Below are 23,509 nucleotides of genomic sequence, written 5' to 3'. Positions count from 1 at the left end.
CGAGTGGTGGGGCAAGAGCGTTTTGCTTACTTTTGCGCTCTTCAAAAGTGAGCCGCTGTAAGAGCGGAACCGTCAGCGGCCATCACACAAATAACGGATATGCCCCCACCCCCACCATCACCCTTCAGCACTATGCACCACCACCAAAAGCTGCGCCTGAACCTCCCCCACCGACCGAATCCGATGCGGCTTCTGCGCATTGAAATGCAAAGCATCCCCCCGATTCAACACCACCCGCTCACTCATGAAATCCACCTCAACCTGACCTTCATGCACAAACAAAAACTCCTCCCCCAAATGTTCCTTGAAGGTCTTGTCGGTGAACTCCGCCGGCGGGTAAATGATGAACGGCAACAAACTACGCTCACTGACCTGATGCGCCAGCACCGCGTAACCCGGTGATGCATCGGTGCCCGACAACGCCTGCCGTTCGTGGCTGCGCACCAGGCTGTAGCTGTCGAGGCTGACATTGTCCTCGCTGAACAATTCTTCGACCTTCACATTCAACGCCTTGGCCAGTTTCAGCGCCGCCGCAATCGACGGCGTATTCAACCCGCGTTCGACTTTCGACAGGTAACTCTTGGTCATCCCGGATTTTTCCGCGAGCGACTCCAACGTCACACCAAGTTTTTTTCTCAATATTTTCAAACGGATAGACATGCGCAGCGGTTAATCCATTAAAGAGGCGATGATGAATGCTTGCTAATGACACTTTGTGTCATATAGTCTCTTTAGTGTCATTTGCGACGAACAAGGACACTGATATGGCCAAGACATTAGCACTCCCGAAAGACCAGCTGGTCAAGCAGGCGCTGACCCAGATGCAAAACACCCTGGCGGATAATACGTGGACCGACCGGCAAAAGCTGGCGTTGACCTGCCGGATCCTGTTCGAAAACGGCCACGACTCCGGCCTCGCCGGGCAGATCACCGCACGCGGCCCGACGCCTGGCACCTACTACACCCAACAACTGGGCCTGGGTTTTGATGAGATCACCGCCAGCAACCTGTTGCTGGTCAACGAAGACCTGGAGGTGCTGGAAGGCCATGGCATGCCCAACCCGGCCAACCGTTTTCACAGCTGGGTGTACCGCGGTCGCCCGGACGTGAACTGCATCATCCACACTCACCCGACCCACATCGCTGCGTTGTCGATGCTGGAAGTGCCGTTGCAGGTGTCCCACATGGACCTCTGCCCGTTGTACGAAGATTGCGCATTCCTCGAAGCCTGGCCCGGGGTGCCGGTGGGCAACGAAGAAGGTGAAATCATCACCGCTGCCCTGGGGGATAAACGCGCGATTCTGCTTTCCCACCACGGCCAATTGTCCACTGGGGCGAGCATCGAGGAAGCCTGTGTGATCGCACAGTTGATCGAACGCGCGGCCAAGTTGCAGCTGCTGGCGATGGCCGCCGGCACGATCAAGCCGATCCTGCCGGAACTGGGCCGCGAAGCCCATGACTGGATTTCCAAGCCCAAGCGCCACGGCGCAGCGTTCAACTACTACGCTCGGCAGAACCTGCGCCAACACGCCGATTGCCTGAACTGAAACCCTTTTTCGACCGGAGACTTTTGCATGTCCAGCCCTTCTATTCACGGCATTATCGGCTACACCATCACCCCGTTCAGCACGGACGGCCAGCGCCTTGACCTCGAAGCCCTGGGCCTTTCGATCGACCGCCTGATCGACAGCGGCGTGCACGCTGTCGCACCGTTGGGCAGCACCGGCGAAGGCGCCTATCTCAGTGATGCAGAGTGGGATGAAGTCGCCGCCTACAGCATCCAGAAGGTGGGCAAGCGTGTGCCGACCATCGTCAGCGTCTCCGACCTGACCACCGCCAAGGCCGTGCGTCGTGCGCAGTTTGCCGAGGCCCACGGCGCGGACGTGGTAATGGTATTGCCGGCCTCGTACTGGAAACTCAGCGAGGCGGAAATCCTCGCCCACTATGCGGCCATTGGCGACAGCATCGGCGTGCCGATCATGCTCTACAACAACCCGGCCACCAGTGGCACCGACATGTCGGTGGACTTGATCCTGCGCATCGTCAACAGCGTCGACAACGTGACCATGGTCAAGGAAAGCACCGGGGATATTCAGCGCATGCACCAATTGCACCGGCGCAGCGAGGGCCAGGTGCCGTTCTACAACGGCTGCAACCCGCTGGCACTGGAGGCGTTTGCGGCGGGCGCGAAAGGTTGGTGCACGGCGGCGCCGAATCTGATTCCTCAGCTCAACCTGGATTTGTATGAAGCCGTTTTGGCCAATGACCTGGAGAAAGCGCGGGAGCTGTTTTATCGCCAGTTGCCGTTGCTGGATTTCATCCTCAAAGGTGGCTTGCCGGCGACGATCAAGGCCGGTTTGCGGCTGACGGGCCTGGAGTCGGGGGATCCACGGCTGCCGGTGTTCCCGCTGGCTGAGGCAGGCCGTGTTCAGTTGCAAGAGCTACTGACCCTGTTGCGCTGAAACGCAATCCAAATGTGGGAGCGGGCTTGCTCGCGAAGGCGGTGGGTCAGTCAATTAATAGGTCGACTGACTCACCGCATTCGCGAGCAAGCCCGCTCCCACATTTAGTCCGCATCCAACCTTGGATTTTCAATAGAGACAAATAACAATAATTCTCGATATCATTCACGACTTTTCCACGTCGTGCTTCGTCAAGAAGGATATCCATGTCTCGTCCCAAGCCCGACCCGCTGTCGGCCGATGCCTTTCGCGGGTTTTATGCAGATATCCTGCATTTCCTGCGTAAACGCACGGACAACGCCAGCGACGCGGCAGACATGACCCAGGATGTCTTCACCCAATGGCTGGACTACCGCGACCGGGCTCAGGTCGAGCAGCCACGGGCGTTTCTGTTCCAGATGGCGCGCAATCTGCTGCGCGATCACTGGCGCAAACAAAAGGTGCGGCACACCGTCCACCAGCAGCAGGCCGAACTGGATGCCGAACCTGTCAGCGACTCGCGAGACGATCCCATGGCCGCCGCGCAACGCCTGCAACGCCTGGAACAGTTGAAAGAAGTCCTCTCTGAACTCTCGCCGAGAAGACGAGAAGCCCTTATGCTGCACCGCTTCGAAGGCCTGAGCCAGGCGCAGATCGCCGAGCGCATGGGCGTTTCGGTCAGCATGGTGGAAAAGCACATCGCTTTTGCCTTGCTGCATTGCAAGCAGCGACTTCAACAAGAACAGGGCAAGGAGCAGCCAGAATGACCCGCCTGAGCGACATCGACACCTGTGACATCGAGGCCAGCGACTCCATCGATGCCCAGGCCGCCAGCTGGTTTGCGCGCAACCGCAATGACGCCGGTCGCGCCGACCGCAAAGCGTTTGCCGCCTGGCAGTCCGAGCCGGCCCATGCCCGCGCCTACGCCGAATTCGAACAGCTGTGGGCCGACCTGGCGCAGTTGCAGCAACTGAACAAACCGACACCGCTGCCCGCGCGCAAGACACCCGCCTGGCGCCCGGCCCTGGCGGTGGCTGCCGCATTGGTGTGTGCCGTGCTGACGAGCAACATCGGCGCCCCACGCGAGCTGTTCCACGCCCAGGTCGCGGCCCATGCCAAAGGAATGCGCACCATGCATTTGCCTGACGGCAGCACCTTGTACGTCAACGCCAATACGCGCCTGCGGGTGGACTTCAACAGTCACCAGCGCATCGTGCATCTGGATCAGGGCCAGTTGTATATCGAGGTGGCGCCCGACAAGGAACGACCGCTGTTCGTGCAGGCCGGTGAAGCCAATGTGCGGGTGGTCGGCACCGGCTTCGATGTGCGGCGCAGCAAGCAGCAGTTGGTGGTCAGCGTGGCCCACGGGCAAGTGGCGTTCGATCCGGATGCCAGGCTGCCGGCCACCCTGCTCGGCGCCGATCAGCGCGCTACGTTCAGTTATGCCAAGGGCACGCTGCAGCAGCAAACCCTCACTGCCGGCGAGGTCGCCGATTGGCGCGGCGGCCACGTGTCGTTTCGTAATCGCGAGCTGGCCAGCCTGATGGACGAGTTGAGCCTGTACCGGCCCCAGGCGCCGTTGCTGGTGGACAGCGCGGTGGCGCAACTGAAGGTCTCGGGCAATCTGGACGTGAATGATCCGGACGCCCTGCTCAACGCCCTGCCGGCGCTATTGCCGGTGAAAACCGTGGCCCTGGCCGACGGCAATATCAGGATCGAACCGCGCAAATAGCCCCGCGGAATTCTTATTTGAGAATATTTTGCATTCGCATGTGAGGATTATTTTTCCTGCCGCGTCTTCCTCGGGTCTGCGTTTGATACGCACACCTTTCTGGCCATTTGGCTACTCCGGGGGATTTCATGTTTCGCGCGCCTTGCCACGTTCAGCACCTGTTTCTTCGACCCACCGCCATTGCCGCCTGCCTGGCCTTCAGCCTGAGTGCCCAGGCCGAGTCGTTCAAGCTGCAACTGCCGGCCCAGTCCCTGGCCACGTCCCTGAGCCAGGTGGCGCAGCAGGCGAAAATCCAGCTGCTGTTCGATGAAGCGCTGCTGAAAAATATCCAGGCGCCGGCCCTCAATGGCGACTTCACACCGGAAGTGGCGATTCGCACCCTGCTCAAGGACGGCGAGTTCGTATTGCTCAAGGTCGGCAGCACTTACGTGGTACGCCCCGAAGAGGGCAAGACCACCAACAGCAGCGCGATCCAGCTCGACGCCCTGAGCGTGATCGGCACCGGCAGCGAGGTCGACTCCACCACCGTCGGCCGTTCCACCCTGACCCAGGCGGACATCGACCGCTACCAGTCCAACAACATTCCCAGCCTGCTGCAAACCTTGCCCGGCATCAGCCAGGGCGGCTCGCTGAAGCCCGGTGGCCAGACCATCAACATCCGTGGTTTCGGCGACGCCGAAGACGTGCCGCTGACCGTCGATGGCGCCACCAAAAGCGGCTTTGAGCGCTACCAGCAGGGCACTGTGTTTATCGAGCCCGAGCTGATCAAGAGCATCGAAGTGGAGAAAGGCCCCAACTCGCCCTTCAGCGGCAACGGCGGCTTTGGCGGTACGGTCAACATGACCACCAAGGATGCCCCGGACCTGCTCAAGGACGGGCGCAACAGCGGTGCCATGCTCAAATACGGCTACTCCAGCAACGACCATGAGCAGGTCTACAGCAGTGCCGTTTACGGGCGTACCGATGACGGCCGCTTCGATGCGCTGGCCTACCTGACCCAGCGCGACGGCGGCGACATGAAACTGGCTGCCACCCTGCCCAACGACAACAACCAGTACCCGATCAACCCCAAGCGCCTGCCCAACAGCGCCCAGAATGTGGACGGCAAACTGTTCAAGTTCAATGCTCACTTCACCGATGAGCAAAGCCTGGGTCTGTCGTATTCGCGCTCCAACAGCCAGCGCTGGACGCCCTTCTCTGCCGCCAGCTACCCGACGCCGCCGACCCAGGCCAACATCGACCGCTATGGCTACGAAGCCGCGCTGAAACGCTTCCTGGCCAACCGCAATACCGTCGACACCACCTGGTCCGGCAAGTACGAATACCAGCCGATGAATAACCCGCTGGTGGACTTGACCATCAAGTACTCCGAATCCAATACCGACCAGACCGACGAGCGCGACGCCACGGCGTTTTTCCAGTTGGCCACCGGCGGGCGCAAGATGGACACCTCCTATAACGACAAGAACCTCGACGTACGCAACGTCAGCCTGTTTTCCACCGGTGCGTTGCAGCACGCGGTGACCACCGGTGTGCAAATCCGCAAGCACACCCGGGAAACCGAAATGTGGATGCCCGGCGCCACCTACAACACCCCGAAATACAACTATGGGCACTTCCAGCCGGGCTTCATGCCCCATGGCAAGGTCGACACCAACAGCTTCTTTATCCAGGACGCGGTGACGCTGGGCGATGTGACCATTACCCCGTCGATGCGCTATGACCATGTGCGCAACCGCGGCGAGGCCAACGACGCGCCGTACTACAGCAACCCGGACCCGGCCATCGGCCATGACTACAGCGACCGCACTTACACCGGCTGGTCGCCACGCCTGGCGGCGTACTGGACCATCACCCCGAACGTGGCGATGTTTGCCAACTGGAGCCGCACCTGGCGTGCGCCAGTGATCGACGAGCAGTATGAAGTCCAGGGCCTGGGCAGCCGCACCGCCACCAGCCTGGACCTGGACCCGGAGCGCATCACCTCCATCACCCTGGGCAACGTCACCAGCTTCGCCGATGTGTTCGCCCACGGCGACAACCTGCAACTGCGTACCACGCTGTTCCACAACAAGGTCGAGGACGAAATCTTCAAGGCCACAGGCGTGGGCTGCCAGAACCAGGCGGTCAACGGCGGGACGATTTCCAGCGCCTGCCCGCCGGGCGCGATGTCCAACTACCGCAACATCGGCGGCATGACCATCAAGGGTTTCGAGGCCGAGAGTTTCTATGACTCCACCTACGTGTTCGGCTCGGTATCGTTCGCCTACACCACCGGTAAACATGAAGGCGCCTACACCAACCCGTGGGGGCCGGACGTCTGGGCGCGGGACATTCCGCCAACCAAATGGGTGGTGGTGCTCGGCACCAAGATCCCGAGCCTGGATATGCGGGTAGGCTGGCAAGGGCAGTTCATCGGCGCCACCAGCCGCCTGCCGAGCGACAAGTATTCCGGCGGCCCGGGCACCAGCATCGGCGACCTGTTCTACGACCAGTACGGCAACAAGCGCTACAACACGCAAGGCCTGTTCGCCAGTTGGAAGCCGCAACAGGCTTACCTCAAGGGTACCGAGGTGAACTTCACCGTGGACAACCTGTTCAACAACAACTTCCGACCGGCCCTGAGCGGCGACCGCGCCTACACCAAGGGCCGGGATGCGAAGATCAGTGTGACGCGGTTCTTCTGACCCCTACTAATCAATGTGGGAGCGGGCTTGCTCGCGAAAGCGCTGGATCAGTCGGTACATGAGTTACCTGACACACCGCCTTCGCGAGCAAGCCCGCTCCCACATTCAGATCTTCTGCGCGCTATTTCTTGTGTTCACAAGGCTGAGCTCTGGGGCGTGAACCCGCTGCTTGCTCAAATACCGCGTGCAACTCACCCGCAAGAACGAAGCAAAATTCACCACTTCGCCGCGGTAATCCATCACTTCTTCATACAGCTTGGCGATCAGTTGATTGGTGGTCATGCCATCCACCTCGGCGATCTCGCTGAGGATGTCCCAGAACTGGTTTTCCAGGCGCACGGTGGTCACCACGCCGCAGATGCGCAGGGAGCGCGAGCGGGATTCGTACAGAATCGGGTCGGCCTTGACGTACAGTTCGCACATGGCGATGACCTCCGCTTTACAGGGTGATTTTGGTGCCCAGCAGCCCGAGGAAACCCGCGAGCCAGCTTGGGTGCGCCGGCCACGCCGGGGCCGTCACCAGATTGCCTTGAACGTGGCTGTCGGTCACCGGGATATCGATGAACGTACCGCCCGCCAGTCGTACCTCCGGCCCGCACGCCGGGTAGGCGCTGCACTCGCGCCCTTCCAGGATCCCGGCAGCTGCCAGTAGTTGCGCGCCATGGCACACGGCAGCGATGGGTTTGCCAGCCTGATCGAAATCCTTGACCAGTTGCAGGACCTTTTCGTTCAGCCGCAGGTACTCAGGGGCACGGCCACCCGGCACCAGCAGCGCGTCGTAGTCGGCGGCGTTCACCTTGGCAAAATCCGCATTCAGGGCAAACAGGTGCCCGGGCTTTTCGCTGTAGGTCTGGTCGCCTTCGAAGTCGTGGATCGCCGTGCGCACGGTCTGGCCGGCGGACTTGTCCGGGCACACGGCGTGCACGGTATGCCCCACCATCAGCAGCGCCTGGAACGGCACCATCACTTCATAGTCTTCGACGTAATCGCCGACCAGCATCAGGATTTTTTTCGCGGCCATGGGACATTCCTCCGGTTGAACGGTTGGGCAAACAGGAGTAGCCAAGATAGACCCGCAGGCTTGATCCGGGTAATGGCCCGCTACTACATCAGCACCCCGGCTTGTGTGGGAGCCGGGCTTGCGCGCGATGCAGACACCTCGGCCTGACAGGTAAACTGCGTTGATCCCATCGCAGCCTCGCCAAGGCTCGACAGCTCCCACATGAACCGAGTCGCCCGTTCAAAACTGTACGGCTCAATCTGCACCCAGCTGTAAGCCCGTGCTTGCGGGGCTTTGTGGCTAGATGAACATCCACTTCCGGCCCATTCGATTCTGGTTCCTTCCATGAGCTCCCGCGAAAATACCGGCATGGCCCTCGGCCTGCTGGGCGTCGTCATCTTCAGCCTCACCCTGCCCTTCACCCGTATCGTGGTGCAGGAAATCCACCCGTTGCTCAATGGCCTGGGCCGGGCGTTGTTCGCGGCGGTGCCGGCGGCGGCGTTGTTGCTGTGGCGCCGTGAGCGCTGGCCCACCTGGCGCCAGGTGCGCGGCCTGACGCTGGTGATTGCCGGGGTGATCCTGGGTTTCCCGGTGTTGTCGGCCTGGGCCATGCAAACCTTGCCCGCGTCCCATGGCGCGCTGGTCAACGGGTTGCAGCCGCTGTGCGTGGCGCTGTATGCGGCGTGGCTGTCCCATGAACGTCCGTCGAAGGCCTTCTGGGCCTGCGCGGCGCTGGGCAGTGCGCTGGTGCTGAGTTATGCGTTGATCACCGGAGCCGGCAGCATCCAGGCGGGCGACCTGTTGATGCTCGGGGCGATTGCCGTGGGTGGCCTGGGTTATGCCGAAGGCGGCCGGTTGGCCAAGGAGATGGGCGGCTGGCAGGTAATCTGCTGGGCGCTGGTGCTGTCGACACCGGTATTGATCGGGCCGGTGGCCTACCTGGCGCTGCAACACGAAGGGCCGATCTCCATGCGCACTTGGTGGGCGTTTGGTTATGTCTCGTTGTTTTCGCAGTTCCTGGGGTTCTTTGCGTGGTACGCCGGGCTCGCCATGGGTGGCATCGCCCGGGTCAGCCAGATTCAGCTGTTGCAGATCTTTTTCACCATCGCGTTTTCGGCGCTGTTTTTTGGTGAACACATCGAGCCGATTACCTGGCTGTTTGCCTGCGGGGTGATTGTGACGGTGATGTTGGGGCGCAAGACCAGCGTGAAGCCTGCGCCAGCTCCCAAGGCTAGCGCGATCTAATGTGGGAGCGGGCTTGCTCGCGAATGCGGTGGGTCAGTTGATACATCAGGTGACTGACACACCGCTTTCGCGAGCAAGCCCGCTCCCACATTTTTGATTTGCGTCGTACTCAGGCGAGGTAACCTTCCGACCGCAGCAGGGTTTCCAGGCAATGTTCGGTGATGTTGTAGAACGCCTTGAGCTCCTGGATTTTCTCCAGGAGTTGAGCGTTGTCCACCGGCTCGGCACGCTTCACGGCCAGGATCATCTTGTTCTTGTTGGTGTGCTCCAACGAGATGAACTCAAACACCTTGGTCTCATAGCCGCACGCTTCAAGGAACAACGCGCGCAAACTGTCGGTGACCATTTCCGCCTGCTGGCCCAGGTGCAGGCCGTATTGCAGCATCGGCTTGAGCAGCGCCGGGCTCTGGATCTGCAGGCGAATCTGCTTGTGGCAGCACGGCGAGCACATGATGATCGACGCACCGGAGCGGATGCCGGTGTGAATCGCGTAGTCGGTGGCGATGTCGCAGGCATGCAGGGCGATCATCACGTCCAGTTCGCTGGGCGCGACGCTGCGCACATCCCCGCACTTGAACACCAGCCCCGGGTGGTCCAGGCGGGCGGCGGCGTTGTTGCACAGGGTCACCATGTCTTCGCGCAGTTCCACGCCGGTGACTTCGCCGTCGGCGTTGAGGGTGTTGCGCAGGTAGTCGTGGATGGCAAACGTCAGGTAGCCCTTGCCCGAGCCAAAGTCCGCGACCCGCACCGGCTGGTCCAGCTTCAGCGGCGAGGTGGTCAGCGCATGGCTGAACACTTCGATGAACTTGTTGATCTGCTTCCACTTGCGCGACATCGCCGGGATCAGCTCGTGTTTGGCGTTGGTCACACCAAGGTCGGCGAGGAAGGGCCGGGTCAGGTCCAGGAAGCGATTCTTCTCGCGGTTGTGCTCGGCAGACGGCGCTTCGCGCAGTTGCTGCGGCTTGCTTTTGAACAGTGAGCTTTTGTTTTTCTTGCTGTATTCCAGCTGGGCTTCGTCGGTCACCGACAGCAGGTGCGCATTCTTGAACGCCGCCGGCAACAACTCGGCAATTGCCGCCACGCCGTCGGCCAGGGAGAAGTTCTTGGTGATGTCGCGGGTCTTGTAGCGATAGACGAAGGACAGGCAAGGCTGATCCTTGACCGTCAGCTGCTTGATGATCAGCTTCTGAAGATCAGGCTCGGTGCCGACGTACTTGGCCAGCACCAGCTTGATAAAGGCGTTTTGCTCAAGGCTCGCGCTCAGCAGTTCGAGGAACTGCGCGTGATGATCCGGCGCGGGGCTGGCAGGTTTAGCGGTGGCAGACATGAACAAAAACGCCTCGGGCAGGGAATGCCGGGAATTTTACACTACTCCAACACCACCAACCGATTCGGCAGCTCATTGCGTGCGTGGGTCACCGGAACGTGCTCCCTGAGCAATTCCCCGCAAGCCTCAATACACGCCACAAACCCGGCCAACGTCTGGCCTTGCTTCACCTGGCGGGTGAAGTCCTTGACGATCGCATCCCAACTGCTGTCATCCAGGCGACTGGATATCCCCTTGTCCACCAGGATTTCCACATACCGCTCGGCCTCACTGACAAAAATCAGCACCCCGGTGCTGCCCAGCGTGTGGTGCAGGTGCTGCTCGAGAAACTGCCGCCGTGCCAGGTTGGACGCGCGCCAATGGCGCACCGAGCGCGGGATCAGTCGCGTGGTGACCCTGGGCAAACGGAACACCAGGCACAGCACGACGAACGTGCCCCACTGCGCCAGCAGCAAGGTGTACATGGTCAACCAGCCCGACAGGTAGTGGATGATCCCCGGCACCACCAGCGCCAGCAGGCTGGCCCACAACAGCGGGATGTAGGCGTAGTCGTCGGCGCGGGCCGCGAGCACGGTCACCAGTTCGGCGTCGGTCTGTTGCTCGACCCGGGCGATCGCCTCGGCGACCTGGCGTTGCTCGTGTTGACTCAGTAATGCCATGGTTGTTGATGCTCTCTAGTTATTGTCATTACCAGCCGCCCGAGGCGCCACCGCCGCCAAAACCACCGCCGCCGCCCCTGAAGCCACCACCGCCACCGCCTCCCCCGCCGCCACGACCGCTGCTGCTGAGAATCGCCAGCAGGATAGCGCCAACGGGCAGGCCCATGCGATTGCACAGCCACAACACTGCCAGCAACAGGATGAACAGGCCAATGGAAATGCCCGGGTTTTGCTTGGCGAAGTTGGCCTCGGACACATGCGCCGGTACGGCCAGCGGATCGCCGCCCACCACCTGCAGCATCGCCGCCACGCCGTCGCTGATGCCCTTGCTGTAGTTGCCCGCCTTGAACGCCGGGGCGATCACCTGGTTGATGATCACCCAGGACTGCGCATCCGTGAGCACGCCTTCCAGGCCATAACCCACTTCGATGCGAATCTTGTGCTCATCCCGGGCGACGATCAGCAGGGCGCCGTTGTCCTTGCCCTTCTGGCCGATGCCCCAGGCGCGGCCCAGTTGATAACCGAAGTCTTCAATAGGCACGCCTTGCAGGTCGGGCACGGTGACCACCACGATCTGGTCGCCGCTGGTCTGCTCCAGCGCCTGCAACTGCTGGGTCAGCTGCGCACGCACGGCCGGGTCGATCATCTGGGCGTTGTCCACCACCCGTCCGGTCAGGGCCGGGAAATTCAGGGCGGCCTGGGCGGTCAGGCTGAAGGCCAGCAGCACCGCCGCCATCAGCCAAGCGCGCTTGCCCATCAGAATTTCACTTGCGGCGCTTTATCGGCATCGGCACTCGTGGCCTCGAAGTTGGCGCGGACCGGCAAGTCGCTGTACATCACGCTGTGCCACAGGCGGCCAGGGAAGGTGCGGATCTCGGTGTTGTAGGCCTGCACTGCCTGGATAAAGTCGCGGCGGGCCACGGCGATGCGATTTTCGGTGCCTTCAAGCTGCGATTGCAGGGCCAGGAAGTTCTGGTTGGCCTTCAGGTCCGGGTAGCGCTCGGACACCACCATCAAACGGCTGAGGGCACCGCTCAAACCGTCCTGGGCTTGCTGGAACTGCTTGAGTTTCTCGGGATTGTCGAGGGTGCTGGCGTCCACCTGGATCGAGGTGGCCTTGGCCCGCGCTTCGATCACGGCCGTCAGGGTGTCCTGTTCATGGGCGGCGTAGCCCTTGACCACTTCCACCAGGTTGGGGATCAGGTCGGCGCGCCGCTGGTACTGGTTCTGCACCTGGGCCCAGGCCGCCTTGGCCTGTTCGTCCAGGGTCGGGATCTTGTTGATGCCGCAACCGCTCAGCACGGTGCTCACCAGTATCAATGCCACGGCCTTCCAGCCCCAACGGTAACCTTGTGCTGCTTGCATGGTGTTTCTCCTGCCAAACCTATGAAATTTACCGACTGACGCGTTAGCCACGGGCTTAGGGCATAATCCGCCACCACCCACTGGATTGCATCGTGCCAATCAGCTAAAAGATGCCCAGCGCCAATAAGAGTTCAGAAGTGTGCGGTATTTATCTGAACAACACCCGAACAACAATAGACGCTCTCCGGTCCCAAGGCTGCGAGAAAGGATTTTCATGAAGAAGCTGTGTTTGCTGGGCCTTGTTGTCAGTTTGGCCACTCATTCCGTATTAGCCGAAACAAAGCCCGCAGTGCTCAAGGACAAGGACGCCTTCGTCAGTGACCTGCTCAAGCAGATGACCCTTGATGAGAAGATCGGCCAATTGCGCCTGATCAGCATCGGCCCCGAAATGCCCCGCGAACTGATCCGCAAGGAAATCGCCGCCGGCCGCATCGGTGGCACCTTCAATTCGATTACCCGCCCGGAAAACCGTCCGATGCAGGACGCGGCCATGCGCAGCCGGTTGAAGATCCCGATGTTCTTCGCCTATGACGTGATCCACGGCCACCGCACGATATTCCCCATCAGCCTGGCCCTGGCTTCCAGCTGGGACATGGACGCCATCGGCCACTCCGGGCGCATCGCCGCCCAGGAAGCTGCCGCCGACAGCCTCGACATCACCTTTGCGCCAATGGTCGACATCTCCCGCGACCCGCGCTGGGGCCGTACCTCCGAAGGCTTTGGCGAAGACACCTACCTGACCTCGCGCATTGCCGAAGTGATGGTCAAGGCCTTCCAGGGCAGCAGCCCGGCCAAGGCCGACAGCATCATGGCCAGCGTCAAGCACTTCGCCCTGTATGGCGCGGTGGAAGGCGGTCGCGACTACAACGTGGTCGACATGAGCCCGGTCAAGATGTACCAGGACTACCTGCCGCCCTACCACGCCGCCATCAAGGCCGGCGCCGGTGGCGTGATGGTTGCGCTGAACTCGATCAACGGCGTACCCGCCACCGCCAACACCTGGCTGATGAACGACCTGCTGCGCAAGGACTGGGGCTTCAAGGGCCTGGCCGTGAGCGACCACGGTGCGATCTTCGAGCTGATCAAGCACGGCGTGGCCAAGGACGGGCGTGAAGCCGCCAAGCTGGCGATCAAGGCCGGCATCGACATGAGCATGAACGACTCGCTCTACGGCAAGGAATTGCCAGGCCTGCTGAAGTCCGGCGAGATCGAACAGAGCGACATCGACAACGCCGTGCGCGAAGTGCTCGGCGCCAAGTACGACATGGGCCTGTTCGCCGACCCGTACCTGCGCATCGGCAAGGCCGAGGATGACCCGGCCGACACCTACGCCGAAAGCCGCCTGCACCGCGCCGACGCACGTGACGTGGCGCGCCGCAGCCAGGTGCTGCTGAAAAACCGGAACAACACCCTGCCGCTGAAAAAGGACGCGACCATCGCCCTGGTCGGCCCGCTGGCCAAGGCGCCGATCGACATGATGGGCAGCTGGGCCGCTGCCGGTAAACCCGCGCAATCGGTGACCCTGCTGGACGGCATGAACGCCGTGATCGGCGACAAGGGCAAGGTGATCTATGCCCGTGGCGCCAATATCACCAACGACAAGAAAGTCGTCGACTACCTCAACTTCCTGAACTTCGATGCCCCGGAAGTTGTGGATGACCCGCGCTCGTCCCAGGACATGATCGACGAAGCCGTCAAGGCCGCCAAAGGCGCCGATGTGGTCGTGGCCGCCGTGGGCGAGTCCCGTGGCATGTCCCACGAATCGTCGAGCCGCACCGACCTGAACATCCCGCAGAGCCAGCGCGACCTGATCAAGGCTTTGAAAGCCACCGGCAAACCGCTGGTGCTGGTGTTGATGAACGGCCGTCCGCTGTCGATTGTCGAGGAGAACGAACAGGCTGACGCAATCCTGGAAACCTGGTTCGCCGGCACCGAAGGCGGCAACGCTATCGCTGACGTGCTGTTCGGTGACTACAACCCGTCGGGCAAGCTGCCGATCACCTTCCCGCGTTCGGTGGGGCAGATTCCGACCTACTACAACCACCTGAGCATTGGCCGGCCGTTCACTCCGGGCAAGCCGGGCAACTACACCTCGCAGTACTTCGATGACACCACCGGGCCGCTGTTTCCGTTCGGTTACGGCTTGAGCTACACCAGTTTCAGCCTGTCGGACATGGCGCTGTCGTCCACCACCCTGAACAAGACCGGCAAGCTCGACGCCACCGTGGTGGTGAAAAACACCGGCAAGGTCGATGGCGAAACCGTGGTGCAGCTGTATATCCAGGACGTGGCCGGCTCGATGATCCGCCCGGTGAAGGAATTGAAGAACTTCCAGAAGATCATGCTCAAGGCGGGCGAAGAGCGCGCGGTGCACTTCACCATCACCGAGGAAGACTTGAAGTTCTACAACACCCAGCTGAAGTTTGCGGCTGAGCCGGGCGAGTTCAATGTGCAGATCGGGTTGGATTCGCAGGATGTGAAGCAGCAGAGCTTCGAACTACTCTAACGTCTTGCTCGGTCAACATGTGGGAGCGGGCTTGCTCGCGAAAGCGGTGTGTCAGTCAATGGAAGTTTGACTGATCCACCGCTTTCGCGAGCAAGCCCGCTCCCACATTTGATTGGGGTGTTCTGGCTTATCCGCGGCGGTCCAGCAGGTTAACCACCAACCGATCAATCCACCCCCACACCCGCTGCTTCACCCGCCGCCACAATGGCCGCGACCGCCACGCCTCCAGGCTCACCGCCTGGCTCTGGGCAAAATCCCTCTCGAAACTCCCCGCCACCGCCAACGTCAGTTCCGGGTCCAGCGCCTCCAGATTTGCCTCCAGGTTGAAGCGCAGATTCCAGTGATCGAAGTTGCACGAGCCAATGCTCACCCAATCGTCCACCAGCACCATTTTCAAGTGCAGGAAGCACGGCTGGTATTCAAAGATCTGCACCCCGGATTTGAGCAAACGCGGGTAGTAACGGTGCCCGGCATACCGCACCGACGGGTGATCGGTACGTGGCCCGGTCAACAGCAAACGCACATCCACCCCGCGCCCCGCCGCCCGGCGCAGGGCACGCCGTACGCTCCAGGTCGGCAGGAAATACGGCGTGGCCAGCCAGATACGCTGGTGGCCGCTGTTCAGCGCGCGGATCAGTGACTGCAAGATATCCCGATGCTGGCGGGCGTCGGCATAGGCCACACGCCCCAACCCCGGTCCTGTCGCTGGCACCTTGGGCAACCGTGGCAGGCCAAAATGCGTGGCCGGTTTCCAGGCTCTACGATCGTCGTTCGCCAGCCACTGACGGTCGAACAACGCCTGCCAATCCAGCACCAGCGGGCCACGAATCTGCACCATCACTTCGTGCCAGTCGGCGGTGTCTTCCCCGGGCGTCCAGAATTCATCCGTCACGCCGGTGCCGCCGACCACGGCGATGGTCTGGTCGATCAACAACAGCTTGCGGTGGTCCCGATAGAGGTTGCGCATCCAGCGGCGCCAGCTCAGGCGGTTGTAGAATCGCAGGTCCACCCCGGCGTCGATCAACCGCCGACGCAGGCCCAGGGTAAACGCCAGGCTGCCGTAGTCATCGAACAGGCAACGTACGCGCACGCCACGTTCGGCGGCGGCCACCAGGGCCTGAACCATCGCCTCGGCACACGCGCCCGCCTCCACCAGATACAGCTCCAGCGCCACCTGTTGCTCTGCCTGGGCGATACCTTCCAGCATGCGCGGGAAGAAACTCGGGCCGTCGACCATCAGCTCGAAACGGTTGGCGCTGCGCCACGGGAACACTGCGCCGCTCATGTCAGCGCGCCGTGAAAATCAGTACCGCACCCACCGGCACCGCAAGGCTGATCTGCGACAGCCCGGCGGCCTTGCGCAATGCGGCTACCCCCGGCAGCAAATCGAAATCCTCGGCGTGCACCACCAATGGCTCCAGGGTGACCACCTGGAAGCGTCGGTCATCCAGGCGGGTCGCCAGCAATTCGGTGCTGTAGGCCTGGGTCTTGCCGTGCAGGGTCACCGACAGCGGCAGGCGCAGCTCGTATTGCGCGCCGGGGGCCAGGTCGTTGATCGGTTGCAGGTTGATCTGCGCATTGATCACCGCGTCCGGGAAGGTCTTGATCTCGAACAGCTCATTGCGCATGCGCTCGTCGCGCAGCGGGATGCCGCTGTTGATCGACTCCAGTTCGACTTCCAGCTGCGCCGCGCCTTTGCTGTCGACCTTGCCATGCAGCACCAGGAAGCGCTGCACTTCGGCGATGTCGGTGTTCTTGGTGGTGACGAACGACAGGCGCGAGGACTCGTTGTCCAGGTACCAGTCGGCGTGGGCAGGCACGGCGGCAGCGGCCAGCAGCAGGAAGGCCATGGGTTTGAACAGGGACATAAAGACTCTTGGGGCAAAAAACCTGGGCGAACAGTAACAAAGACCTCCTGTAGGAGCGAGCTTGCTCGCGAAGGTTGCCAACGATGACGCGGGCATTCTGAATGAACGCGGTGCCTGTGAGTTCTTCGCGAGCAAGCTCGCTCCTACGGGGGAACGGTGGTCAGGCCAACGCCTGCTGCACATCGCGAATCGTCGATTCCAGGCTGGCCAGGTGCAGGCTCAGCACCCGCTCCACCGGTGCCTGATCCATCGGCCAATGCAGCGCCATGCTGCCCACCAACCGGCCATTGGCCCGCACCGGCAAGGCCACCGCGCGAATCAGGAACGGCAGGCGCACCGGGTATTCCCAGTAGCCTTCGGTGCGTTGGCCAAACCCCTGGTGCTGGGATTGTTCACACGCACGGTATTGATCGTCTTCCGCCACATGCTCACGGCCTGCCAGGCGCTGCACTTCATCCGCCGACAGTTGCGCCAGGCACGCCTTGCCCATGGCCGAATGAAACAGGCTGGCGTGCTGGCCGACGATCTGGCAATTGTTCGGGTAGAGCTTGCGCAGCACCGTGGGGATCGCGCTTTCCATCACTTCCAGGCGTTCGCCGTCGAAGCTCGACAGGTCCACCACCAGGCCGGTGCGCTCGCTGAGGTCCAACAGCCACGGCGCGGCGCTTTCCACCAGTTGGCGCTTGAAGCGTTGCTGGGTGTCGCCGAACAACCGTCTGGCCCGCAGGCGGTAACGCCGGTCGCTGAGCCCACGATAGATCCAGCCCTGTTCCTGCAAGGTCAGCAGCATCCGCGAGACCGTGGCCTTGGGCAGGTGAGTCAGGTAATGCAACTCTTCCAGCCCCAGCGCCTGATGCTCGCCGAGCAATTCGATGATCGCCAGTGCCCGCCCTACTGAGCGTACGGTTCCCGTCTCGGCGTCGCTGCCCATGTGTCGATCTCCTTGATGCCGATGGATGATCTGATTTCACAGCAAGATACAGGCCCGTCGCGGCTCAACCGGTCGCCGAGAGGCAAGCTGGCGGTCGCCGCTGCACCCAGTGGGTCAGTTGTTCGTGGGCGTACGCCAGTTGCAACACCGCCCTGTCCGCCTGGGCCGGGCCGATGATCTGCAGGCCCATGGGCAAGCCCTGGGGGTTGAAACCCACCGGCACGTTCATGCTCGGCAGGCCGGCCAGGGTGGGGCCGATCACCACTTCCATCCAGCGATGGTAGGTGTCCATCTCGCGCCCTGCGACGAGGCGTGGCCAGGCTTGTTGTGCATCGAAAGGGAACACTTGGGCGGTGGGCAGCAACAGGAAATCGTAACGTTCGAACAGTTTGCCGAGGGCGCGGTACCAGTCGCTGCGGTTGATCGAAGCCTGGTAAACGTCCGCCGCACTCAGTTGCAATCCGCCCTGCACTTCCCATTGCGCCTCCGGCTTGAGCAGTGCACGTTTTTGCGGGTCGGCGTAGGCCGCGCCGAGGGAGCCCTGGATCAGCCAATGGCGGTGCACCAGCCAGGTCTGCCACAGGCGTTCCAGAGAAAATTCCGGTTGGCAGTGCTCGACCTCGCAACCCAGCGCAGCGAAGTCCTTGAGGGCCGATTCGCACAGGCTCATCACGCCGTCTTCCATCGGCAGGTAACCGTTGTAATCCCCGAGCCAGCCCAAGCGTGCACCCTTGAAGTCGCGCTGCAATGGCTCACCCAACACCGCCGGATCCTCCTTGAGCGACAGCGGCACCCGAGGGTCATAGCCGGCCTGCACACTCAGCAGCCGCGCCACATCCGCCACGCTGCGACCCATCGGGCCTTCCGTGGCCAGTTGCTGGACGAACAGCTCCGGCGCCGGCCCGTGAGGCACCCGACCCTGGGACGGACGCAGGCCAAATACGTTATTGAACGCCCCCGGGTTTCGCAGCGAGCCCATCATGTCGCTGCCATCCGCTACCGGCAGCATGCGCAATGCCAGCGCCACCGCCGCGCCGCCGCTGCTGCCACCGGCCACCAGGCGCGGGTCATAGGCGTTGCCGGTGGTACCGAACACGCTGTTGTAGGTCTGCGAGCCCAGGCCAAATTCCGGCACGTTGGTCTTGCCGATGATGATCGCGCCACTGGCCCGAACCCGCGCCACGCTGATCGCATCTTCTTGAGGAACATGCTCGGCGAACAACGGCGAACCGAGAGTGGTGCGCAGGCCCTGGGTCGCCGCCAGGTCCTTGATGGCCTGGGGCATGCCGTGCATCCAGCCACGGGATTGGCCTTGGTCCAACTCGCGATCACGCTGCGCCGCTTCGGCCAGCACGTCCTCATGGGAGCGCAGCGAGACCAGCGCATTCACCGTCGGGTTGAAGCGTTCGACCTGGGCCAGATACGCCTGCATCACTTCATGGCAGGACACCTGCCGCGCATGGATCGCCCGAGACAGTTCGATGGCATCCAGTTCAACAATACTCAAGGTTTCACCTCGCTGGAAAACGGCGCCGGTCGTTTCGCCCGTGGCGCCTCATGCATGCAGTAAGTGCCCAGCAGCGTCAGGACGCAAGCGAACAGCACATAAAATGCCGGGGCTACCGGCGTGCCCAGCACCTTGCTGAGCCAGGTGACGATCAACGGCGCAAAGCCCCCGAATACCATCACCGCCACGTTGTACGCCACTGACACCCCGGTGGAGCGTACTTCGATGGGAAACTGCTCGGCCAAGGCCGTCGGCGCCGGGCCGAAAAAGCCGCCGATGGCAGTGCACAACATCACCTGCATCACCAGCAAACGCTCGATGGACGGTGCCGCCGCGACCCACACATACAGCGGGTACACCATCACAAAAAACGCCAGGGTGAACGCCATCAATACCGGGCGCCGACCGAACCGATCCGACAGCAGGCCGGACAGCGGAATCACCACGGTCATCAGCGCCACCGCGAACATCTGCACCATCAATACCTGGTCCAGCGGCAGGCCGAGGTTCTTGTGGGCGAAGGTCGGCATGTTCACCAGCACCACGTAGAACGACACCGTTGCACCACAGGCCAGGCCCATCGAAACCAAGATGCTGCGGCGGTGGTCGCGGATGACGTCCATCAAGCTCGGCGCCGCACCCTTGGCCTGTTTGCGTGCCTCGATAAATTCCTCGGGGTCTTCCATGTGCCGGCGGATCCACAAGCCCACCGGGCCGATCAGCAAGCCGAAGATGAACGGCAGGCGCCAGCCCCAGACTTCAAGGGTTTGCGGCTCGAAGAAGTGCGTGACCAACGCCACCATCGCCGCGCCGCCGAACACCGCCAGGCACTGTCCCACCAACTGCCAGGAACCGTACAGGCCCTTGCGATGGGCCGGCGCGCTCTCCACCAGAAACGCCGTGGCACTGGCGTATTCACCGCCGGTGGCAAAGCCCTGGAGCATGCGCGCAACCACGATCAGCATCGGCGCGCCCATGCCGATGGCAGCATAGCTGGGGGCGAAAGCGATCAGGGCGATGGAGATGGTCATCAACCGGATGATCAGTTGCATCGCAGCCTTGCGGCCTTTGCGGTCCGAATACATGCCCAGCAGAATCCCGCCCACCGGGCGCATGAAGAAGCCGACGCCAAAGGTGGCCAGGGCCATCAGCAGCGAGGCGTATTCATCCTCCGAGGGGAAAAACTGCCGGGCGATAATGCTGGCGAGAAAGCCGTAGACGATGAAGTCATACCATTCCAGCGCATTGCCGATCACCGCCGCCACCACTTGGCGGGTGCGGGATACACCTTGTTTTGAAGCCTGCATGGGAACACTCCATTCAACCAGTCGGAAAAGGGTCCAGCGGCAGAAAAAAGAGGTCGTCAGGCGGGCTTGAGCCAGCTCTCGGCCAGCGCGCCCCAGTAGGCGGCGCCGGTCAACAGGATGTCGTCGTTGAAGTCATAGGCGGGGTTGTGGACCATCGGCCGCGACACGCCGTTGCCGATAAACAGGTAGCTGCCGGGGCAGCGTTGCAGCATCCAGGCGAAGTCTTCGCTGCCCATCAGCTTGGTGGTGTTGCCGTCGACGGCATCTTCACCCAGCAGGGCGACGCCGACCTGGCGGGCGAATTCGGTTTCTTCGGGATGGTTGACCAGCACCGGATAGGCCGGGCGATGTTCGATCTGCGCGGTGCAGCCGAAGCTCGCGGCCTGGGTCAGGATGATCGCCTTGACCCGCTCCAGCATCAGCTCACGCACGTTCGCATCCAGGGCACGCAGGCTCAAACGCAATAGTGCTTGCTGGGGAATCACGTTGGCAGCCTGGCCCGCTTGCAGGGCACCGACGGTCACCACGGCGGCTTCCTGGGCATTGATATTGCGCGCCACCACGGTCTGCAACGCCATGACCATACTGGCGGCGGCCACCAGCGGGTCGACCGTCAGGTGCGGCATGGAGCCATGGCCGCCGACGCCTTCGAGGGTCACGGTGAGCAGGTCCTGGGAAGCCATCATCGGCCCGACCCGCAGACCCAGATGGCCGGCGGGCAAGCCCGGCATGTTGTGCATGCCGAAGAGTGCGTCGCAGGGAAAACGCTCCAGCAAGCCGTCGGCGAGCATGGCTTCGGCGCCGCCCTGGCCTTCTTCGGCAGGCTGGAAAATCAGGTTCAGGGTGCCGTCGAACTGCCGGGTCGCGGCCAGGTAACGGGCGGCGCCCAGCAGCATGGTGGTGTGGCCGTCATGGCCGCAGGCGTGCATGCAGCCGGCGTGTTGGCTGCTGTAGCTGGCGCCGGTGTTTTCGATGATCGGCAAGGCATCCATGTCGGCACGAATCCCCAGCTTGCGCGCGCTGCTGCCATTGCGCAGCACACCGACCACGCCGGTCTGGCCGATACCGGTGTGGACTTCATAGCCCCAGCTTCGCAGGGATTGCGCCACGAGGGCGGAGGTGCGGTTTTCTTCAAAGCCCAGTTCGGGGTGGGCGTGAATGTCCTGACGCACGGCGTGCAGGTCGCTGGCGACATCGCTCAGCCAATCCAGGATGTGCTGGTGTGGGCTCATGGTGATTCTCCTCGCAGGCGGGTGTTCCCGTTCTTGTTCGTTGCACACCGCCAGATAACCGCGATGTGCGCAGGAGGACAATCAAAGGTGGTTCCACCCTGTGGAACCTCAGCCCCACCTGTGGCTGCATTAGGGCAAGAGGCGGCAGCCCTCGCGTTGGCCTAGCCATTGGGCACTGTGTGTGCGGCCCAGGCCGCTGGCGGTCACGAGGTGTTTTTCAGGGTTGTCGGTGAAGGCGCTGGTGGGCACGTATTGCTTCACATAACCCAGGCAATAATCAGCGGGATTGCCTTCCACATATCGGCAGGAGCAGTACTCCTTGGCGGTGTAGGCCGCGATGATGTCGGGGAAGGCTTGCAGATTGACCCGCTCGTGCCAGACCCAGCCGAGCAACACGAGTAACAGCAGGATCAACAGGCTGATGACGGGATGACGGCGGATCATGGTTGCACCGCTGCAAGGACGCGCTTGAGGAGTTCGTTGTGGCGATAGCTGCCGTCGCGGTCGTCGCCATAGCGCACGATGACCAGCTGTTTTTCGGGCATCACGTAGAGCGCCTGCCCCCAGTGGCCGAGGGCGGCGAAGGTGTCGGCGGGCGCGTCCGGCCAGGGTCTGGCGGCGCCCTGCACTTCGCGGTTGAGCCACCATTGGCCGCCCGGAACGGCTTCGTCCTGGCCCGCCTTGTACTTGTCGAACGGTTGGCGATTGAACGCAACCCACTCCTTGGGTAGCAACTGTTGCTCGCCCCAACGGCCGTCGCGCTGCATCAACAGGCCGACGCGGGCCAGGTCGCGGGCGGTGAGGTAGGCGTATGAGGACGCGACGAAGGTTTCCTCGGCATCGCTTTCCCAAGTGGCGTTGCGGATGCCCAGTGGCTGGAACAGGGTGGTCCATGGGTAGTCGACGTAGGCCTTGTGGCCGAGCATGCCCTTGAGGGTGGCGGACAGGATATTGCTGTCGCCACTGGAATAGCGGAATGCCTGGCCGGGGGCGCTGGAGGTCGCGGTGTCGGCGGCGAACTCGGCCATGTCGTGGTGGCCGCGGGTGTAGAGCATGGCGACCACCGAGGATTTCAGCGGGGCGTATTCGTAGTCTTCCTGCCAGTCGAGGCCCGAGGCCCAGTGCAGCAGGTCGGCCATGGTCACGCCGGGGTGTTGTTTCATCGGCGGGTAAAAGCGCGCGGCGGGGTCGGTGAGTTTGAAGCGGTTTTCGCCGAAGGCCACGCCGAGCACGGTGGCCATCAGGCTTTTGCTGATGGACCAGGTCAGGTGCGGGGTGCTGGCGGTGGTGGGGGCGGCGTAGCGTTCGTAGATGATCTGGCCGTCGCGGATGACCAGCAAGGCGTCGGTGCGGACGCCTTTGCGGGTGGTGTCGTCGCGGGGTGGGAAGGCGTAGTCGTCCAAGGCCTTGGCGGCCGGGCCGGTCAGGGGCTGGCCTTGGGACCATTCCTTCTCCGGCCAGGTTTCGGCGTGGGCTGTCAGGGTGAACAGCAGCGCGGCGTATAGGAGGCCTTTGAACATGGATTGGGACTCGGGGGCATTCAAGCCCGCGAGCCTAGCCCAGGGGGATGACGGTTTTGTTACGGACCCTGGGGTGAGTACATATCCGTTATTTGGGTGATGGCTGATATGGGTTCCGCTCTTACAGCGGCTCACTTTTGAACAGCGCAAAAGTAAGCAAAACGCTCTTGCCCCACCACTCG

The 23,509-nt window shown here is 62.3% G+C and carries 22 protein-coding genes; 7 read left to right on the top strand and 15 right to left on the bottom strand.

All coding sequences use genetic code 11. From position 1 onward, the window contains the following. Window positions 1–117 precede the first annotated feature (117 nt). Window positions 118–660 carry a helix-turn-helix domain-containing protein gene (locus tag HX815_RS04995; RefSeq protein WP_003209127.1) on the bottom strand — a complete coding sequence of 181 codons (543 nt, stop codon included), beginning with the start codon at window positions 658–660 and terminating at the stop codon, window positions 118–120. Between the two features lie 104 nt (window positions 661–764). Here HX815_RS04995 and HX815_RS04990 point away from each other — a divergent pair, with 104 nt between their 5' ends. From HX815_RS04990 to HX815_RS04970, 5 genes are all read left to right on the top strand, one after another. After that, the gene (locus tag HX815_RS04990; RefSeq protein WP_003209128.1) at window positions 765–1,547 is read left to right on the top strand and encodes an aldolase; all 783 of its coding nucleotides are present in this window, start codon (window positions 765–767) and stop codon (window positions 1,545–1,547) included. Window positions 1,548–1,574: 27 nt separating this feature from the next. Beyond that, window positions 1,575–2,462 carry a dihydrodipicolinate synthase family protein gene (locus HX815_RS04985; RefSeq protein ID WP_177027890.1) on the top strand — a complete coding sequence of 296 codons (888 nt, stop codon included), beginning with the start codon at window positions 1,575–1,577 and terminating at the stop codon, window positions 2,460–2,462. 206 nt (window positions 2,463–2,668) lie between these two features. Then, window positions 2,669–3,208, top strand: a complete 540-nt coding sequence (locus HX815_RS04980) for an RNA polymerase sigma factor (protein ID WP_087692632.1) — start codon at window positions 2,669–2,671, stop codon at window positions 3,206–3,208. Next, the gene (locus HX815_RS04975) at window positions 3,205–4,173 is read left to right on the top strand and encodes a FecR domain-containing protein (RefSeq protein WP_134325866.1); all 969 of its coding nucleotides are present in this window, start codon (window positions 3,205–3,207) and stop codon (window positions 4,171–4,173) included. Before HX815_RS04980 ends, HX815_RS04975 begins: the two co-directional genes overlap by 4 nt. Before the next feature lie 128 nt (window positions 4,174–4,301). Next, complete coding sequence (locus HX815_RS04970; protein WP_134325865.1) at window positions 4,302–6,860, top strand: TonB-dependent receptor; 2,559 nt, start codon at window positions 4,302–4,304, stop codon at window positions 6,858–6,860. A gap of 105 nt (window positions 6,861–6,965) precedes the next feature. On the opposite strand, the gene HX815_RS04965 is transcribed toward HX815_RS04970, so the two are convergent. Both HX815_RS04965 and HX815_RS04960 read right to left on the bottom strand, forming a co-directional pair. Further along, on the bottom strand, window positions 6,966–7,283 hold the full coding sequence (locus tag HX815_RS04965) for a ribbon-helix-helix domain-containing protein (RefSeq protein ID WP_177027889.1): 318 nt from the start codon (window positions 7,281–7,283) through the stop codon (window positions 6,966–6,968). Window positions 7,284–7,299: 16 nt separating this feature from the next. After that, window positions 7,300–7,881 (bottom strand): DJ-1/PfpI family protein, encoded by a 582-nt coding sequence (locus HX815_RS04960; RefSeq protein ID WP_102606425.1) that lies wholly within the window; start codon window positions 7,879–7,881, stop codon window positions 7,300–7,302. A gap of 324 nt (window positions 7,882–8,205) precedes the next feature. On the opposite strand from HX815_RS04960, the gene HX815_RS04955 reads away from it, so the two are divergent. Beyond that, window positions 8,206–9,105 (top strand): DMT family transporter, encoded by a 900-nt coding sequence (locus HX815_RS04955; RefSeq protein ID WP_003209142.1) that lies wholly within the window; start codon window positions 8,206–8,208, stop codon window positions 9,103–9,105. A 109-nt stretch (window positions 9,106–9,214) separates the two neighbouring features. Here the strand turns inward: HX815_RS04955 and HX815_RS04950 are convergent, their stop codons facing one another. The 4 genes from HX815_RS04950 to HX815_RS04935 are packed head-to-tail and all read right to left on the bottom strand — an operon-like array spanning window position 9,215 to window position 12,456. Beyond that, the gene (locus HX815_RS04950; protein WP_102606424.1) at window positions 9,215–10,432 is read right to left on the bottom strand and encodes an SAM-dependent methyltransferase; all 1,218 of its coding nucleotides are present in this window, start codon (window positions 10,430–10,432) and stop codon (window positions 9,215–9,217) included. A gap of 41 nt (window positions 10,433–10,473) precedes the next feature. After that, window positions 10,474–11,091: a TPM domain-containing protein gene (locus HX815_RS04945; RefSeq protein WP_003209147.1), complete on the bottom strand. Its 618-nt coding sequence runs from the start codon at window positions 11,089–11,091 to the stop codon at window positions 10,474–10,476. 28 nt (window positions 11,092–11,119) lie between these two features. After that, window positions 11,120–11,848, bottom strand: coding sequence for a YgcG family protein (locus tag HX815_RS04940; protein ID WP_003209148.1), 729 nt, complete (start codon window positions 11,846–11,848; stop codon window positions 11,120–11,122). Further along, a complete protein-coding gene (locus tag HX815_RS04935; RefSeq protein ID WP_003209150.1) occupies window positions 11,848–12,456 on the bottom strand; it encodes a LemA family protein in 609 nt (202 codons plus the stop codon). Before HX815_RS04935 ends, HX815_RS04940 begins: the two co-directional genes overlap by 1 nt. Window positions 12,457–12,670: 214 nt before the next feature. Between HX815_RS04935 and bglX the strand changes: the two genes are divergently transcribed. After that, window positions 12,671–14,962: a beta-glucosidase BglX gene (bglX, locus tag HX815_RS04930; RefSeq protein ID WP_008430891.1), complete on the top strand. Its 2,292-nt coding sequence runs from the start codon at window positions 12,671–12,673 to the stop codon at window positions 14,960–14,962. A gap of 127 nt (window positions 14,963–15,089) precedes the next feature. On the opposite strand, the gene HX815_RS04925 is transcribed toward bglX, so the two are convergent. The 8 genes from HX815_RS04925 to HX815_RS04890 all read right to left on the bottom strand — a co-directional run bounded on the left by HX815_RS04925 (window position 15,090) and on the right by HX815_RS04890 (window position 23,327). Next, window positions 15,090–16,247, bottom strand: a complete 1,158-nt coding sequence (locus tag HX815_RS04925) for a phosphatidylserine/phosphatidylglycerophosphate/cardiolipin synthase family protein (RefSeq protein ID WP_134325862.1) — start codon at window positions 16,245–16,247, stop codon at window positions 15,090–15,092. 1 nt (window position 16,248) lies between these two features. Then, a complete protein-coding gene (locus HX815_RS04920; protein WP_177027888.1) occupies window positions 16,249–16,830 on the bottom strand; it encodes a YceI family protein in 582 nt (193 codons plus the stop codon). Between the two features lie 160 nt (window positions 16,831–16,990). Next, window positions 16,991–17,761, bottom strand: a complete 771-nt coding sequence (locus HX815_RS04915; RefSeq protein ID WP_003209157.1) for a helix-turn-helix domain-containing protein — start codon at window positions 17,759–17,761, stop codon at window positions 16,991–16,993. Between the two features lie 64 nt (window positions 17,762–17,825). Next, on the bottom strand, window positions 17,826–19,268 hold the full coding sequence (locus tag HX815_RS04910; RefSeq protein ID WP_177027887.1) for an amidase: 1,443 nt from the start codon (window positions 19,266–19,268) through the stop codon (window positions 17,826–17,828). After that, on the bottom strand, window positions 19,265–20,575 hold the full coding sequence (locus HX815_RS04905; RefSeq protein ID WP_087692639.1) for a citrate-proton symporter: 1,311 nt from the start codon (window positions 20,573–20,575) through the stop codon (window positions 19,265–19,267). Before HX815_RS04905 ends, HX815_RS04910 begins: the two co-directional genes overlap by 4 nt. A gap of 56 nt (window positions 20,576–20,631) precedes the next feature. After that, window positions 20,632–21,807, bottom strand: a complete 1,176-nt coding sequence (locus tag HX815_RS04900; protein ID WP_177027886.1) for a M20 aminoacylase family protein — start codon at window positions 21,805–21,807, stop codon at window positions 20,632–20,634. 129 nt (window positions 21,808–21,936) lie between these two features. Continuing rightward, complete coding sequence (locus HX815_RS04895; protein WP_003209165.1) at window positions 21,937–22,251, bottom strand: hypothetical protein; 315 nt, start codon at window positions 22,249–22,251, stop codon at window positions 21,937–21,939. Further along, the gene (locus HX815_RS04890) at window positions 22,248–23,327 is read right to left on the bottom strand and encodes a serine hydrolase (protein ID WP_177027885.1); all 1,080 of its coding nucleotides are present in this window, start codon (window positions 23,325–23,327) and stop codon (window positions 22,248–22,250) included. Before HX815_RS04890 ends, HX815_RS04895 begins: the two co-directional genes overlap by 4 nt. Window positions 23,328–23,509 lie beyond the last annotated feature (182 nt).

This window comes from Pseudomonas sp. E6002 (assembly GCF_013385565.1).
Taxonomy (GTDB): Bacteria; Pseudomonadota; Gammaproteobacteria; order Pseudomonadales; family Pseudomonadaceae; genus Aquipseudomonas.
The sequence above is the reverse complement of the archived record's forward strand: the minus strand, read 5'-3'. Positions and strand labels throughout refer to the sequence as shown.

Bases quoted from the DNA above. Each gene is read 5' to 3' on its own strand.
- HX815_RS04995 (WP_003209127.1), bottom strand. From the start codon at position 660: ATGTCTATCCGTTTGAAAATATTGAGAAAAAAACTTGGTGTGACGTTG.
- HX815_RS04990 (WP_003209128.1), top strand. From the start codon at position 765: ATGGCCAAGACATTAGCACTCCCGAAAGACCAGCTGGTCAAGCAGGCG.
- HX815_RS04985 (WP_177027890.1), top strand. From the start codon at position 1,575: ATGTCCAGCCCTTCTATTCACGGCATTATCGGCTACACCATCACCCCG.
- HX815_RS04980 (WP_087692632.1), top strand. From the start codon at position 2,669: ATGTCTCGTCCCAAGCCCGACCCGCTGTCGGCCGATGCCTTTCGCGGG.
- HX815_RS04975 (WP_134325866.1), top strand. From the start codon at position 3,205: ATGACCCGCCTGAGCGACATCGACACCTGTGACATCGAGGCCAGCGAC.
- HX815_RS04970 (WP_134325865.1), top strand. From the start codon at position 4,302: ATGTTTCGCGCGCCTTGCCACGTTCAGCACCTGTTTCTTCGACCCACC.
- HX815_RS04965 (WP_177027889.1), bottom strand. From the start codon at position 7,283: ATGTGCGAACTGTACGTCAAGGCCGACCCGATTCTGTACGAATCCCGC.
- HX815_RS04960 (WP_102606425.1), bottom strand. From the start codon at position 7,881: ATGGCCGCGAAAAAAATCCTGATGCTGGTCGGCGATTACGTCGAAGAC.
- HX815_RS04955 (WP_003209142.1), top strand. From the start codon at position 8,206: ATGAGCTCCCGCGAAAATACCGGCATGGCCCTCGGCCTGCTGGGCGTC.
- HX815_RS04950 (WP_102606424.1), bottom strand. From the start codon at position 10,432: ATGTCTGCCACCGCTAAACCTGCCAGCCCCGCGCCGGATCATCACGCG.
- HX815_RS04945 (WP_003209147.1), bottom strand. From the start codon at position 11,091: ATGGCATTACTGAGTCAACACGAGCAACGCCAGGTCGCCGAGGCGATC.
- HX815_RS04940 (WP_003209148.1), bottom strand. From the start codon at position 11,848: ATGGGCAAGCGCGCTTGGCTGATGGCGGCGGTGCTGCTGGCCTTCAGC.
- HX815_RS04935 (WP_003209150.1), bottom strand. From the start codon at position 12,456: ATGCAAGCAGCACAAGGTTACCGTTGGGGCTGGAAGGCCGTGGCATTG.
- bglX (WP_008430891.1), top strand. From the start codon at position 12,671: ATGAAGAAGCTGTGTTTGCTGGGCCTTGTTGTCAGTTTGGCCACTCAT.
- HX815_RS04925 (WP_134325862.1), bottom strand. From the start codon at position 16,247: ATGAGCGGCGCAGTGTTCCCGTGGCGCAGCGCCAACCGTTTCGAGCTG.
- HX815_RS04920 (WP_177027888.1), bottom strand. From the start codon at position 16,830: ATGTCCCTGTTCAAACCCATGGCCTTCCTGCTGCTGGCCGCTGCCGCC.
- HX815_RS04915 (WP_003209157.1), bottom strand. From the start codon at position 17,761: ATGGGCAGCGACGCCGAGACGGGAACCGTACGCTCAGTAGGGCGGGCA.
- HX815_RS04905 (WP_087692639.1), bottom strand. From the start codon at position 20,575: ATGCAGGCTTCAAAACAAGGTGTATCCCGCACCCGCCAAGTGGTGGCG.
- HX815_RS04900 (WP_177027886.1), bottom strand. From the start codon at position 21,807: ATGAGCCCACACCAGCACATCCTGGATTGGCTGAGCGATGTCGCCAGC.
- HX815_RS04895 (WP_003209165.1), bottom strand. From the start codon at position 22,251: ATGATCCGCCGTCATCCCGTCATCAGCCTGTTGATCCTGCTGTTACTC.
- HX815_RS04890 (WP_177027885.1), bottom strand. From the start codon at position 23,327: ATGTTCAAAGGCCTCCTATACGCCGCGCTGCTGTTCACCCTGACAGCC.